At 70.6% G+C, this 15,219-nt stretch carries 8 protein-coding genes; 2 read left to right on the top strand and 6 right to left on the bottom strand.

All coding sequences use genetic code 11. The features are described 5' to 3' along the window. Positions 1 to 136: 136 nt before the first annotated feature. From ABGB08_RS33500 to ABGB08_RS33485, 4 genes are all read right to left on the bottom strand, one after another. Entirely contained in the window at positions 137 to 3,052 is a 2,916-nt protein-coding gene (locus ABGB08_RS33500; protein WP_347598584.1) for a condensation domain-containing protein, read from the bottom strand. Continuing rightward, positions 3,049 to 4,863 carry a non-ribosomal peptide synthetase gene (locus ABGB08_RS33495; protein WP_347598581.1) on the bottom strand — a complete coding sequence of 605 codons (1,815 nt, stop codon included), beginning with the start codon at positions 4,861 to 4,863 and terminating at the stop codon, positions 3,049 to 3,051. The genes ABGB08_RS33500 and ABGB08_RS33495 overlap by 4 nt, the downstream gene beginning before the upstream one ends. Before the next feature lie 210 nt (positions 4,864 to 5,073). Next, positions 5,074 to 6,456, bottom strand: a complete 1,383-nt coding sequence (locus tag ABGB08_RS33490; protein ID WP_347598578.1) for a condensation domain-containing protein — start codon at positions 6,454 to 6,456, stop codon at positions 5,074 to 5,076. After that, a complete protein-coding gene (locus ABGB08_RS33485) occupies positions 6,453 to 11,741 on the bottom strand; it encodes an amino acid adenylation domain-containing protein (protein WP_347598575.1) in 5,289 nt (1,762 codons plus the stop codon). Before ABGB08_RS33485 ends, ABGB08_RS33490 begins: the two co-directional genes overlap by 4 nt. A gap of 439 nt (positions 11,742 to 12,180) precedes the next feature. On the opposite strand from ABGB08_RS33485, the gene ABGB08_RS33480 reads away from it, so the two are divergent. After that, positions 12,181 to 12,636: a hypothetical protein gene (locus ABGB08_RS33480; protein ID WP_347598572.1), complete on the top strand. Its 456-nt coding sequence runs from the start codon at positions 12,181 to 12,183 to the stop codon at positions 12,634 to 12,636. Positions 12,637 to 12,760: 124 nt separating this feature from the next. After that, positions 12,761 to 14,248: a protein kinase gene (locus ABGB08_RS33475; RefSeq protein ID WP_347598569.1), complete on the top strand. Its 1,488-nt coding sequence runs from the start codon at positions 12,761 to 12,763 to the stop codon at positions 14,246 to 14,248. A gap of 14 nt (positions 14,249 to 14,262) precedes the next feature. Here the strand turns inward: ABGB08_RS33475 and ABGB08_RS33470 are convergent, their stop codons facing one another. Together ABGB08_RS33470 and ABGB08_RS33465 are read right to left on the bottom strand one after the other, a co-directional pair. Next, on the bottom strand, positions 14,263 to 14,691 hold the full coding sequence (locus ABGB08_RS33470) for a type II toxin-antitoxin system VapC family toxin (RefSeq protein ID WP_155343830.1): 429 nt from the start codon (positions 14,689 to 14,691) through the stop codon (positions 14,263 to 14,265). Then, the gene (locus ABGB08_RS33465) at positions 14,688 to 14,939 is read right to left on the bottom strand and encodes a hypothetical protein (protein ID WP_347598566.1); all 252 of its coding nucleotides are present in this window, start codon (positions 14,937 to 14,939) and stop codon (positions 14,688 to 14,690) included. The genes ABGB08_RS33470 and ABGB08_RS33465 overlap by 4 nt, the downstream gene beginning before the upstream one ends. Positions 14,940 to 15,219 lie beyond the last annotated feature (280 nt).

Genomic DNA, 15,219 nt, shown 5'->3' with positions numbered 1-15,219 from the left:
GACAAGAACTCCGCCTACGTGATGCTCGCCCGGGCTGGTCTGGCCCCGGCTGGTGTTGATGGCGTAAGACCTGCCGGGACGTCGTCCCGGCAGGCAGCTTGAGCCAGGAATCCCCGTCCTTCAGGGCGGGGAGCAGTCAATCCTCCGCCATCTCGGCCAGCAGCAGATCCTCCAGGACCTCGGCGAGTTCCGCCACCGTGCTCTTGTCGAACAGGGTGCGGATCGGCACCTCCACCCCGAGCCCGGCCCGGATCCTGGCCGCCATCCGGGTCGCCAGCAGCGAATGCCCGCCCAGCTCGAAGAAGTCCTCGAACACTCCTACTTCGGGCACTCCCAGCAGCCCGCACCAGATGGCGGCCACGAACCCCTCCGCGTCGGTACGCGGCAGCACCCGCTCGGCCGCCCCCGGCCTGCCCGGCTCCGGCAGCGCCGCCCGGTCGACCTTGCCGCCCTTGGTGAGCGGCAGCGCGTCCATCCGGGCCCACACGGTCGGCACCAGCTGCCGGGGCAGTCGCGCCACCAGATCGGCCCGCAGGTCCGCCGGATCGGCGGTGCCCGCGTAGTAGGCCACGAGATCGTCCTGCCGCGCCGTCACATACGCCTGCGCCACCTCGGGATGGGCCAGCAGATGGCTCTCGACCTCACCCGGTTCGATCCGGAATCCGCGCACCTTGAGCTGGTCGTCCGTCCGCCCGAGGAACTCCAGCTGCCCGTCGCTCCGCCACCGCGCCCGATCCCCGGTGAGATACCGCCGTCCGCCCGGATTGTACGGATCCGGCACGAACCGGCTCGCGGTCAACCCCGGCAGCCCGACATAACCGCGCGCCACCCCGACCCCGCCAAGAGCGAGCTCGCCCACCACCCCGGCCGGCGCCGCCAAACCCTGATCGTCGAGCACCACCGCCGACGCCCCGCCGATGGCCGCCCCGATGGACGGCCTCCGCCGCGCGTCCTCCGCCCCCAGGTCGGCGATGGTCGCGATCACCGTCCCCTCGGTCGGCCCGTACGAGTTGACCAGCCGCACCGTATCCCCGAACCGATCACGCCACCGCTCCACCGACGCCGCCATGACCTGCTCGCCGCCCAGGACCACCAGCCGCAGCCCCGGCGGCCAGGCGATCTCGTCGAGCACGTCCACCAGCCGATGCCAGTACGCGGTAGGCAGATCCAGCACGGTCACCTCCGGCCCCGACCGCAGCAGATCCGGCAGCGTGGCCGCCCCGTCGGGCAGCAGCACCAGCGCCGCCCCCGCCGCCAGCGCCGGAAACACCTCCTCCACATGCGCGTCGAAACTCAGCGCCGAGAACTGCACCACCCGATCCCGCGGCCCGATCTGGTACGCCTCCCGCATCCACGCGACCCGCGCCTCAACCCCGGCCCGCTCCGCGATCACCCCACGGGGGACTCCGGTTGTCCCCGACGTGGGAATCACATACGCGGCCCCCGAATACCGGAGAGTGCCCGCACCTTGAGTGACGCCTTCGGAGGTGACGATCCAGTGCGCGGGTTCGGCCAGCAACGCGATGCGATCATCCGGATCGTCAGGATCCAGCGGCAGATACGCGGCCCCCAATCGCCACACCGCCAGCAACGTCGCGATCGCCTCCACCGACCTCGGCAGGCATACCCCCACAAGATCCCCGGGCCGTACCCCAGAGAGCCCTCGGGCGATCTCCTCCACTCGCGTGTCGAGTTCCCCGTACGTCACCCGCTCGTCCCCGCAGATCAACGCGACCGCGTCGGGCTCCCCACCCAGCGCGAACGCGGCCTCCCGTACCGGCTCCACCACCGGAGCGGCCACCGGATCCGCCATCGCCAGCCGCGACACCGGCACCCGAGGATCCGCCGCCGCCGACTCCAGCAGCCGCAGGAAACGTTCGCCCATCAGCCGGACATCGGCCTCGCGGAACAGCGCGGTGTCGTAATTGAACGAGATCAGGATCCGGCTGCCGTCATGCCAGGCGTCGATGTTGAGGTCCACCTTGGCCTGCCGGTACCCCGACTCGAACTGGCTCATGGTGAGCCCGCCGAACGAGCCGTCCTTGCCCGGTGTCTGGTTGTGCAGGATGAACAGGCTCGGCACCAGCGTCTCGGCGGGCTGCGCGAACCGCTCGAACGGCACGCCCGGCCGGCCGAGCGCCGTCACCGCGTCCGCCCGGGTCCGATCCACCAGCTCGGCGAAGCCCGGATCGTCGCTCAGATCCCCGCGCAGCGCCACGACCTGCGAGACGAACCCGACGATCGCCTCAAGCCCGGCCCGTTCCCTGGCCGCCACCGCCGTGCCCACCAGCACGTCACGCTGCCCGGTATGCCGGGAGATCAGGGCCATGTAGGCGGCCGTGAGCACCATGAACAGCGTCGCCCGCCGCTCCCTGCCCACCCGCTCAAGCCCGCGCACCACCTCAGGCGGAATCTCCATCAGATGGAATCCGCCCCGCCCGCTCGCCGCTCCCACCGCACGGAACGGCAGGTCGGGCGGCGGCGGATCGGCCAGGCGTTCCAGCCAGAACGGCACCGCGCGCTCGTCCCGCCTGCGCTGCCAGCGCGCGTAGTCGCTGGGCTGGATCGGCAGCGGCGCCAGCCTGGGCTCCCGCCCCGCGACCGAGGCGTCGTAACATTCGGCCAGGTCGGCCAGGAGGATCTGCAGCGACCAGCCGTCCACGATGATGTGGTGCGGTACCACGCACAGCACGTGCTCCAGCGGCCCGAGCTCGATCATCGAGATCCGCACCGGCGGCCCCGCCGACAGGTCGAACGGGCGCCCCACCAGCTCGGCGACCAGCTCCTCCGCCTCGGCCTCACTGCCCGCCCGCCGCCAATCCACCGTGGGTGGCGGGCCCGCCACCGCCCACGGCACGCCTTCCTCGTCGACGAAGCGGGTGCGCAGGCTCTCGTGCCGGGCCGCGACCAGGGCGACCGCGCGGTCCACGGCGGCCCGGTGGAGCGGGCCGCGCAGCCGCCGTACCAGATGGCAGTTGTAGGCGGAGTTGTCGGGCTTCAGCCGCTGGAGCACCCACAGGCGCTCCTGGGCGGGGGAGAGGGGCGCTTTCATGACCCGGCCGCCAGGTCGTCGAAGATGGCGGCCAGGTCCTCGGCGCTCAGCCCGTCCAGCTGGTCGCGGAGCGCGGCCACCTCGTCCAGGTCCAGCTCGTCCGGGTCGAACAGCTCCATCTCGCGGGCCAGGGCGGCGACCGTGGAATGCTCGAAGAGCAGCACGATCGGCACCACGATGGCGAACCGCGCCTGGATCTTGGCGATGATCTGGGTGGCGGCCAGCGAGTGCCCGCCCAGGTCGAAGAAGTCGTCGTCGGCGCCGATCGGCTCGGCCACGCCGAGCACCTCCCCCCAGATGGCGGCCAGCTCCTGCTCGACCGGGGTAGCCGGCTCCCGGTAGGGGACGGTGCCCACCCTGGTCCAGGCGGGCGGTGGCAGCGCGGCCCGGTCGAGCTTGCCGTTGGGGGTGAGCGGCAGTGCCTCGAGCACGACCAGGTGCGCGGGCACCATGTATTCCGGCAGCGTTCTGCGCAGCCGCTCGCGCAGCACCGGCCAGAGCGCGCCGGGGTCGGCGTCCCGCGGCACCACGTACGCGACCAGCCGGAGCGTGCCGTCCGGGCCGGGGTGGACGGCCGCGGCGGCCTGGCGTACCTCGACGCCGGAGCGCAGCGCGGTCTCGATCTCGCCGAGCTCGATGCGGAAGCCGCGCACCTTGACCTGCTGGTCGGCCCGGCCGAGGTATTCCAGACCGGCCCCGGTGCGGCGGACCAGGTCGCCGGTGGCGTACATGCGGGCGCCGCGACGCGGGCTGAACGGGTCGGGCCGGAACCGCGCGGCCGTCATGCGCGGCAGGCCGCGGTAGCCGCGGGCCACGCCCGCGCCGCCGATGTGCAGTTCGCCCTCCTCGGCGGGGGAGCCGTCCTCGGCGAGCACGTACAGGCCGGTGTCGCCGACCGGGTCGCCGAGGGTGACCGGGGCGGGCGCCGGCGCGACCAGGCCCGCGGCGGACCAGACCGTGGTCTCGGTGGGGCCGTACACGTTCCACAGCCGCACTCCGTCGGCGAGCAGCGCGTCGGCGAGGTCGCGAGGCAGCGCCTCCCCGCCGCACAGGCGGGTCGCGATCTGTTCCGGCACGCCGCCGGATTCGAGCAGGACCCGCCAGCCGGCCGGGGTGGCCTGCATGATCGTCGCCCCCTGGGCGATCGCCAGCTCGCGCAGCGCCTTGCCGTCGGCGGTGTCCGCCGCGATCACCACCCGGGCGCCGCAGGCCAGCGGCAGCAGCAGCTCGAGCACGGAGATGTCGAACGACAGGGTCGTCACCGCCAGCCAGACGTCGCCGGGGGCCGGCTTCAGCGTGTCCGCGAACGACTCGATCAGGTGGGTGACCGCGCGGTGCGGGACCGCCACCCCCTTCGGGCGGCCGGTCGAGCCCGAGGTGTACATCAGGTACGCCAGATCGCCGTGCGGCCAGAGGCCCGGCTCGGCGTCCTGCGCCGCCAGCCCGCCCTCGCTGATCGTCAGCACCTCGGGCACGCCCGCGACCAGCCGCTCGTCCACGCCCGGCTGGGTCAGCACCAGCCGGATTCCCGCGTCCTCGCGCATCAGCCGCAGCCGGTCCTCCGGGAAGGCCGGGTCGAGCGGCACGTACGCGCCGCCCGCCGCCCACACCGCCAGCACCGCGACCAGCATGCCGGTGGTCCGCTCCAGGCAGAGGCCGACCGGCACCTCCGGCCGGACCCCGCGCCCGCGCAGGACCCCCGCCAGCGCGCTCACCCGGCGATGCAGCTCGGCGTAGGTCAGGTCCCCGCCGGGGCCGCTCACCGCGACCGCGTCCGGGGTCAGGTCACGCCATCGCGCCAAAAGGGTCATCGGACTTCCCTTCGCTTGGTACGCTGTGTCCTGTCCGGTAGTGAGAACCAAGCCACCGGACCTACCGCCGGGCTGGCGGGATGTGATGCCTGTGGAGGCTGTGTAAGACCTCGGCTTGGGTTCGTCCCGGGGGCGGTCGCCGGTGAAGCAGGAAAGTCCAGCCTGCGAGGGCTGGAATCCTCCGGCTTCGGCCATGGGGAGGAAGTCAACTCACATGCCTTTCAGATGGGATAGACGCAGATCGGGGTGCTTGCCCGCCCGATGGACCAGGCGGGTGAAGGTCTCCCCGATCAGGTGTCCCGTCTCGGCGGAGAACAGGTCGCTGTTGTATTCGAGCCAGCCGCCGACGCCGCCGGCGTCCCGGTAGATCTCCCCGAAGATCTCCGCCCTGGCCTGGGTGACCCGCAGCGGCTCGCACGTCTCCACCCGCAGATCGCCCAGCGTGGTACGGAACAGGTCGGCCTTCGGCAGATCGTGGGTCAGGTTGAACACCACCTGGCAGAGCGGCGGGCGGCTCAGGTCCCGGGGCGGCTGGACCGCGTTCAGCACCCGCTCGAACGGTGTGTCGGAGTTCTGCAGCGCCCGCAGGAACGGCCCCTTGGCCCGGCGCAGCAGCTCCCGGAAGGTCGGGTCGCCGGACAGGTCGGCGCGCAGTGCGATCGTGTTGGAGAAGCAGCCGATCAGCGGCGCGAACTCGGCCCGGCCCCGCCCGTGCACCGGCACGCCCACGCAGAAGTCCTCCTGCCCGGCCAGCATGCCCATGCTCGCCTGGAACGCCACCACGAGCGCCATGAACTGGGTGCAGCGCTCCTGCTTGGCCAGCTCCTCCAGCCTGGTCGCGGCGTCGTCGGGCACCGAGACGTACTGGCGAACCGCCCGCCCGCTCCACCGCCTCGGCCGCGGCCGGTCGGTGGGCAGGTCCAAGGGCGGCACCCCGGCGAGCCACTCGGCCCACCACTCCAGGGCGCGCGGGTCCTGCCGCTTCCGCTCCCACACCGCGAAATGCCGGTATTGCAGGGGGAGGGCGGGCAGGTCGGCTTCCCGGCCTTCCCGGTAGGCGGCATAACATTCGGCCAGCTCGCGCATGAGCACGTCGAGCGACCAGGCGTCGCCGGCGATGTGGTGGATCACCATGCAGAGCAGGTGCGCGTCCCCGTCGGCGATCAGCGCCACCCGGATCGGCAGGTCCCTGCTCAGGTCGAAGGGCCGGTTGACGAACCCGACCACCGCCTGCTCGCCGCCGTCCATCCGCTCCACCGGCACCTGCGCCGGCTCCCGTACCACCTGCGCCGGCCGGTCGCCCCGCAGCAGGAACCGGGTGCGCAGCACCTCGTGTCTGGCCACGATCCGGGAGAACGCCCAGACCAGCCCCGCGTGGTCCACCGCGCCGTGCAGCCGGACATGCCACATCATGTGGTAGCCGGTGTCGGCCGGGTCGAACCTGCTGAGGAACCACAGCCGCTCCTGGCCGGAGGAGAGCGGCCAAGCCATGCCGTCCGCCTGCTCGGCCAGCGATCTGCGCAGCGCCTCCCGCCGCGCCTGCGGCAGCTCCGCCAGCCGCTTGACCAGCTCCGCGCGATCCTCGGGGGTCATGACGCGACCTTCTCGAGCCGGCGCTTCAGCGCCTGTGTGCCAACCAGGTCATCGGGCACCGCGTCCGGCACCTCCTCGTCGAAACGGGCCAGCCTCCTGATCCGCAGCGCGGCCAGCGCGATGACCGCGATCGCCAGGCCGCAGACCAGATAGAGCAGGCCGATGCCGCGGTCCGCGCCGACGCCGGCCGCCTCGCCGATGTGCTTGAACAGCTCCGACCCGTACGGCACGACCACGATGTAGCCGAACGGCAGGGTCGACCAGGCCACCAGCGTGTTCAGCGCGATCACCCGGCCGTGGAACCGCTGCGGCACCTTGACCTGGATGATCGTCGCGTACTGGCCGTTGATCAGGGTCATGCAGAACGCCATGCCGAACGCGCCCGCCGCGATCAGGGTCAGGTCCGAGCGGGCCCCCACCACCCCGCAGAACACCGCGAAGCCCAGCGTGGCCAGGAACACCCCGCGCAGCCGGTGTTTGCGCGGCCCGCCCCAGACGCTCATCACCAGGCCGCCGAGCAGGCCGCCCACTCCGCCGGCCAGCGACACCCGCACGATGTCGGCCAGCGCCGCGAAGGACAGCACCAGCGGCGTGAACATCAGCCACAGCGGCGCGAGGAACACGTTGAGCACCGCGAACCAGAGCAGCATGGCCCGGAAGCTGACGTTGCCCCACGAGTGCCGGACGCCGCCCGCGATCTCGGCGAGCAGCCCCTCCCTGCGCCGCCACGCCATCGTCCTGGGGAACCGGACGAAGACCACCACGAGGGTCGCCACCACGTAGCTGAACACGTCCAGCGCCAGGATGCCGCCGAGGCCGATCACCGACAGCAGCCCCACCGCCAGCAGCGGCACCAGCAGCATGGCCGACCCGCTCACGGTCGCCACGACGCCGTTGGCGTGGCCCAGGTACTGCTTGGGCACCAGCTGCGGGACCGCCGACATGTACGCGAACCGCTGGAACGTGAGCGCCAGCGACAGCGCCACGATCAGCGGATAGATATGCCACACCTGGAGGTTGCCGGTCCACGCCAGGACGCCCAGGATCAGCTGCACCCCGCCCGCGGCCAGATCGCCGAGGATCATGATGGTGCGCCGGTCGTACCGGTCCACGATCGCCCCGGCCAGCGGCGACACCAGCATGCCGGGCACCAGCCCGAGCACCGCGAACATGGTGAAGTCGGCGAGCGACCCGGTGGTGATGTAGATCCACACCGGGATGGCGAAGTCGGTCAGCGCCGAGCCCGTCCACGAGATCAGCTGCCCGGCGGCGACGGCGAAGAAGCGGCGCATGCTCGGGCTGGGGCCGAGCGCGAGCCCGTCCTCGTCGGCCGCCACGTCCTTGCGGGACAGGCCCTGCAGCCACCAGGTGGACCGCTCGGTACGGCGGAGCGGCTCTGTGGCGTCCGCCGCGATCGCCCGGTGGGTGCCGGTGACGATCGCGGCCAGCTCCTCGGCGCGGTACTTCAGGTAGAAGTGCCCGGCTTCGTCGAGTACCACCCCGGCGGCGCAGTCGCTCAGCAGATGCCACTCGCGGTAGCGCTCCTGGTAGAACTCGCAGGCCGGGTCGCGCTCGCCCGCCACCGAGATGACGGGGGCGCGCAGGCGCGCGATGCCCTGCTCGAACAGGTTCGTGAAGTACTGCTCGGCCTCGCGGGTGCCCCGCCTGCGGTTCTCGATCACGAGCTTGAGCTGGGCGGGTTCGAGGTCGTCGAGGTCCAGGCCGGCCGCTTGCAGGGCGTTGGCCCAGATCTGGTCGCTGCGCAGGCGCTCCATGACGCGGGAGAGCCCGGCCAGGCGGCCCCTCGGGCGGCCGAACGGGAAGATTCCGCCCAGGTAGACGGCGTCCACCTCGCGGCCGGCCGCCTCCAGCTTGCGGGCGATGTCCACGGTGAGCATGACGCCCAGGCCGCAATGGCCGTACAGGACGAGCGGGCCTTGGACGTTCTCCAGGATCTCCGCCACGCAGCCGTCGGCGACCTCCGGGATCGGGCGACCCTGTTCGCCCAGCTCGTGGCCGGGGACGGCGATGGAGAGGAGCTGCCAGTCGGCCGGCATCACGTCGGCCAGCGGTTTGTAGATGACCGCGCTGCCACCGCCGTACGGCGCGCAGACGAGGGTGCCTTTTGTCAGCTTCCGGGGTGGTGTGAACCGGTGGAGGAAACGTTTCGGGCCGCTGTCGCCGGTGTCGAGGAGGCGGGCCAGGTCGCGTACGGTGCGGTGTTTGAACAGGTCGAGTACGGTCACGGTCCGGTGTGGCACGGCCTTGCGGAGGCGGGCGATCACGCGCATGGCCAGCAGCGAGTGGCCGCCGAGAGTGAAGAAGTCGTCGAGCGCGCCGACTCGCTCGGCGTCGAGCAGGTCGGCCCAGATGGCGGCGACGATCCGCTCGGATTCGGTGGCCGGGGGGATGTGCTCGCCCGCTGGGAGCGCGGCGAGTTCGGGGAGTTTGTCGCGGTCGATCTTGCCGTGGGATTTGAGGGGGAGTTCGGCCAGCCAGATGAACTGGGTGGGGATCATGTAGTCGGGGAGGGTTCGTGCCAGGCGGTCGCGGAGGTCCTCGTCGGGGACTGGGTCGCCGGTGAGGTAGGCGATCAGGCGGCCGTTGCGGGGGACGACTACGCAGGCGCCGCCGATGACGGCTTCGATCTCGGCGGGTTCGACGCGGTAGCCGCGGATTTTGAGCTGGTGGTCGCGGCGGCCGAGGAAGTCCAGGTCGCCGGAGGGCAGCCAGCGGGCCAGGTCGCCGGTGCGGTACATGCGGGCGCCGGGCTCGCCGTACGGGTCGGGGAGGAAGTTCTCGGCGGTGAGCGCCGCTCTGTTCAGGTAGCCGCGGGCCAGGCGGGGGCCGCCGAGATAGACCTCGCCGGGGACGCCCACGGGGACGGGGCGCAGGTGCCGGTCAAGGACGTGCACGCGCGCGCCCGGGAGGGGTTTGCCGATGGGGAGCGTGCCGTGGTCGTGCGGGCCTTCGATCTTGTACGTGGTGACGCCCACCGTGGCTTCGGTCGGGCCATAGTGGTTGACGACCGGGCAGATCTGGGCGAGTTCGCTTGCCCACGTGGCGTCGGCCGCCTCGCCGCCGAGGATCAGCAGCCGCCGGGGGAGCAGTTCGGCGGGTGGCGTGTCGGCGGACAGCGCGGCCAGATGTGATGGCGTGATCTTGAGATAGTCCGCCGGTTTTCTCCGGAAATATGCGGCTAAATCGGGGCCTGCTGTGCGGGAGGGGATCAGGTTGAGGGTGCCGCCGGTCATCAGGCACAGGTAGAAGACCGTCACCGCGAAGTCGAACGCCAGCGATTGCAGCAGCGCGTATGACGCGCCCGGTTCTATCCCGAAACGTTCGTGCACGCCCGCCAGATATGTCATGACTTCGCGATGCTGAACGGCGACACCCTTCGGCCGCCCGGTCGTCCCGGAGGTGTAGATCACATACGCGAGATCCGCGCTTCCAGCGCCTCGGTCGATGTTCGCCCCGTTCAACCCTTCGCCGACCAGGACCGGGCTGACCCCACCAGGAAGGCGGTCGAGCAGCGTGCTGTCCGTGACAACCAGCTCCGCCCCCGCGTCCGACAACACGAACGCGAGCCGCTCCCGCGGATGTTCGGGATCCAGCGGCAGATACGCCGCGCCCGATTTGAGCACGCCGAGCACCGCCACCGCCGACTCCACCGACTGCTCCAGGCAGATCCCCACCCGGCTTCCCGGCCCCGCCCCCAGCCGCAGCAGCCGGTTCGCCAGCCCTTCGGCGAGCCCGTCCAGCTCCGCGTAGGTCAGCGACTTCTCGCCGCAGACGACCGCCGTGGTCAGGGGCGTACGAGCGGCTTGCGAGGAAATCGCCTCGTGCAATGTTCCCGCCGATGTGAACGGCGTCGCCGGCTCACTCGCCCCGAACGCCAGGACCTCGGCGGCCTGCTCCTCCGCGAGCATGTCCAGCGCCGAGATCCGCACGTCAGGATCGGCCACGATCGACCGCAGCAGCCTGCCGAAACACGCGTTCAGCCGCTCCATCGTCGCGGGCCGGAACAGCGCCGTGGAATAGATGAACGTCCCCGTCAGCCCGCCCGGCGTCTCGAACAGATACAGCGCCAGGTCGAACCTGCTGGAAACCGTCGGAACCGGAAACGCCTCCAGCGTCAGACCCGGCGTCTTCAGCCCGCTCGACCGGTAGTTGTGCAGCGAGAACAGCACCTGGAACACCGGCGGCCGGGACACGTCCCGCTCGACCGCCAGCTCGGTCACCAGCCGGTCGAACGGCAACTCCTGGTGCGTGTACGCGTCCAGCGCCGTCTCCCGGGTCCGCCCCAGCAACTCCGCGAACGTCGGATCCCCGGACAGGTCCGCACGCATCGGCAGCGAGTTAATGAAAACCCCCACCATCCGCTCAAGCTCCGGCAGATCCCGCCCCGACACCGGCGACCCGACCGCGAAATCCTCCTGCCCGGAGAACCGCGACAGCAGCACCTGGAACGCGGCCAGCATCGTCATATACCTGGTTGCGCCGTGCTTACGCCCGAGCAGGGTCAGCGCCTCGGTCAGCTCGGCGTCCACCCAGACGTCACTCGCCGCCCCCTCCCACCGCTGTTCCGGCGGCCGGGGAAAGTCGGTCGGCAGGTCCAGCGGCGGCAGCCCCGCCAGCTGCCCCCGCCAGTAGGCGACGTCCTTGTCGTGCGAGCGGTCCCGCTGCCAGCGCGCGTAGTCGCCGTACTGCACGGCGATCGGCGCCAGCCGCGCCTCAGTCCCCGCCCGCCTGGCGGTGTAGAGCGCGAACAGCTCCTCCATCGCGATGTCGCACGACCAGCCGTCGGTGACGCTGTGATGCATGGACAGCAGCAGCACCGACTCGCTCGCGCAAAGCTTGATCACGAGTACCCGGATCAGCGGCCCGCGCTCCAGGTCGAAGGGCCGGTCCAGCTCCCGCTGCAGCCGCGACAGGTTGTCGTCCACGTCGAACTCGGCGTCGGGGCCGTCGAGCAGGACCTGCGGCTCGCCGTCCTCGGTGGCGGTGAACCGCATCCGCAGGGCCTCATGCCGGGCGGTCAGGTCCTTGAGCGCTTTGGCCATCGCCTCTTCGTCGATCGCGTCGTCCACCCGGACGGCGAAAGGGACGGTGTAGGCGGGGGTGTCGGGGGCGTACTGCTCCAGGAACCAGAGGCGCTCCTGGGCGTACGACAGCGGGGGAGGCGTGTCCGCGGCGCGCCGCTGGATCGACAGCGCCGGGGCCCCTTGCCGGAACCGTTGCGCGAGCCGGGAACGCTGGGCAGGCGAGAGTTCGGCCCGCGTCACGGCATGATCCCCGGATGAACTCCACGGGCACGAAACACTGGGAGCGCTCCCATCTTGCTTGGTACGGTTTTACTTGTTCCGGCACGACCAATATCGGCAGACCAAAAACACGGAGCCACAAAAGCAACCCCGTTCCACTCGAACTCGCGCACCTATGGGAACGCTCCCACCCTTACCGCGGGCGGAACCAGCGCGAGTTCTCCGTCACGGTATCCATCACACGACGTTCCAGCCACCTGTTGGCGTGAGGAACTTGCGCCCACTCCCTGCGGGGATCTCCGGATCTGGGAAGATTCCCGGCCGGGCGGACGGTAAAGGCCGGGTGCATGAAAATTACATTCGCCCGGCCCGATGGTTTCGCCTGGGAAGCGTGGGTAGGTGGCCTAGTAGGGGACTAAACCACCATAAAGGTGGATATTGCCGAGGGGAGGGTGTGTCGATGACCGATACTGACCCGAGAGCGGTGGCCGAGCCGGTTACGGCAGGCAAAGTGGGAGCGCGGCGGGCGGAGATGGGGCAGCGACTGCCGGACAGTGTCTCGCTCTCGCTCAACGTGCCCCAGATTCGGCCGGCGGCGACCACCCGGCCGGAGGCGGCGGCGCCGTCCACCGCCGACCCGACACCCGCCATGCTGATCTGGCCGCCGATCGAACCACCACGCCGGCCCGACATATCCGACGACCTAGCCGAGAGTGCCAGGCGCATGAACGAAGCGCCTCCTGTCAACGACGTCGTCGCCGCCCACACCCGGCATAACACACCACCGGAGACCACCCCTGCCCGGCCGGCCTCCGAAACGCCGCCGCGAAAGCACCGCGCCCGCTACGTGACCGCCGCCGCCGTCGCGGCGGGCGTGGCCGCCCTGATAAAGCACCACAGAAGGGTCCACCACTAGAACTTCGCTCCTTCAGGATGAGCCGGGACCGTGTGATGAAGTACGGTTTGACCCGCCGGAAACACCTGAGGAGAAACGCCGTGGCGGACTTTACCGATCCCCGACCAATGTGGGGATTCGCGAAGTGACCCTGCTCGCCGAACGGTACCGGCTTATTTCGCCCATCGGCCAGGGTGGCATGGGCACGGTCTGGCACGCCATGGACGAACTCCTCCGCCAAGAGGTCGCGATCAAGGAAGTGCTGCTACCGCCCGACCTCGGCGAAGCCCAGCTGGTGGAGATGCGCGAGCGCACCCTGCGCGAAGCCCGCGCCGCCGCGCGGCTGCGTTCCCACCCCTCGATCGTGACCGTGCACGACGTGGTCCTGGACGGCGGGCGTCCGTGGATCATCATGGAGCTGGTCCGGGGGCAGTCCCTTGACAAGATCGTCCGTACCAGTGGGCCGCTGCCGCCGCAGCGGGTGGCCGAGATCGGGCTGACCATGCTGGACGCGCTCAACGCCGCGCATTCCATGGGCATCCTGCATCGGGACGTCAAACCGGGCAACGTGCTGATCACCGGCCAGGGCCGGGTCCTGCTCACCGACTTCGGCATCGCGACCGTGGCGGGCGACGTGGCCCTGACGCAGACCGGGCTGCTGAGCGGTTCGCCCGGATATATGGCTCCAGAACGCCTGCGTGGCGAGCCTGACGGGCCGCTGGCGGATCTGTGGTCGCTGGGCGCCACGTTGTACACGGCCGTCGAGGGGACCACGGCGTTCCATCGGGAGAACCCCGCGGCGATCATGGCCGCGGTGCTGATGCACGAGCCGCATCCGATGCGGCTGGCGGGGCCGCTGGCGCCCGTACTGGCCGCGATCCTGGAGAAGGACCCGGCGCGCCGCTGCCCGCCCGGCTATGCCGCCGCCCAGTTTCAGGCGATCGCCGGAGGCGGGATCCCCACCGGCCCCACCATGCCCGCCCAGCCGGCCCCGCGCCGTCGCTCCCCGGCGCCGCTCATCGTCGGCGGCGTCCTGGGGGTGACATTGCTCGCCGTCACCGGCGTGGTCGTGTGGCGCGGCGACCTGATCCCGTCATTCGCCGACACTCCACGCACGAGCAGCTCCGCCACCGCGCCCGGGACCGGCGAGCCATCGTCAGAACCCACGTCAGAACCCACGGCCCAGGCGACTCCGCTGCTCCTCGGTAATCCCGAAGCGTGTGACCTGCTCACCCCGGCCCAGGCGCGGATTCTCCTGGGCGGTGCGGTCAAGCGCCAGTTCCAGACCCACGACTCGTGCATGTGGACGGGGCCCGGCAACACCGCGTTCATCAACTTGCAGAAGACCCAGTTCACGACAATGGAAGTCACCCAGTCGGCGTACGACATGACCCGGGCGACCATGGAGGACGAGCCCAAACGTTATCCCGCCACCCGCCTGCGGGCCACCCGGACCGTCGGCGACGCCACCTACAGCTGGACCCGCCAAGCCGACGGCTACCACCAGACGACCGTCATGTTCAAAACCGCCAACGTGACAGCGTCCCTGTACTACTCGGGCCCCCGCCCGGGATTCGGCACCGCCGACCGCGCCGCCAAACTCGTCAACGCCGCGATCCTGGCCGCGCACTGAGGACGCCCTTGCGGCTAGCCCGTCGCGCCGTGAGGGCGCATCACGGCGACCACATCCACCAGCCGTTCCAAGCCGTCGAAGTCCTTGGGGTTCGCGGTGAACAACGGCAGTTCGTTGCTGGCGGCTGTCGCGGCAATCATCAGGTCGGCGGTCCGGCTCCGTGGCTGCCGGCCTTGCGCGTACACGACGGCACAGAGCTGTCCGAACATCCGGGCCGCCTCGGCGTCGTACGGCAGCGGATCACCGAACGCCGCCTCGGCATGCTGGAGCACCGCGATCCTTCCCGCGCGCTTGACCGGATCATCGGTCGCGTACGGCCCGCGCGACAACTCACCGAGCGTGACGGTGGTGATCGCCGACTCCACGGGCAGCTCGGCGGGATCGAAAAGCTTGAAGGCGGCCACGATGTTCGTGTCCAGAACGCCTCGCTCATGCCGGCTCACAGGCCAGTCCCCTCGAATGGATCACGAAGCTCGTCATCGATCACCATGTCCAGATCAGCCCGTACCTCGCCCCAGTCAACAGCCGGAGCGGTGGCGAAGACGGCCTGCGCCTCACCCGTGGGAACGAACCGGCGACGCTTGATCGGCTTGACTTCGGCAAGCGGCTCACCATTGATCGTCAAGATGTACCGCTTCCCCTCGCGCAAGCCGCGCGTGACGCTACCGGAGTCGTTGACGAACTGGCGCACGCTCACCTCGGTCGGACGAGACCTCTGAGCATCCATGACTCAATAGTACCCCCGCCGTACCACGGCGTACCACACCAAGCGATCGGCCGGAGACAGCGGTGACGCCAGCCTCGCGCGATGCGGTTGGCTGAATCTCGTGGACGAGGCCGCCCGCCATCGAGCGCTCTCCAGCTGTGTGGCATCGCTCGTCCCGTGGCGGCCTCGGAGGATGCGGGCGAGACCCGCCCGCGCAAGAAGCGCCAGGGCCTCCGGCGCGATCCAGAACGCTTCGGACCGAATG

Origin of the sequence: Acrocarpospora sp. B8E8, from assembly GCF_039871605.1 — a bacterium.
Taxonomy (GTDB): domain Bacteria; phylum Actinomycetota; class Actinomycetes; order Streptosporangiales; family Streptosporangiaceae; genus Acrocarpospora; species Acrocarpospora macrocephala.
This window is presented reverse-complemented; position numbering and strand designations above follow the sequence as displayed.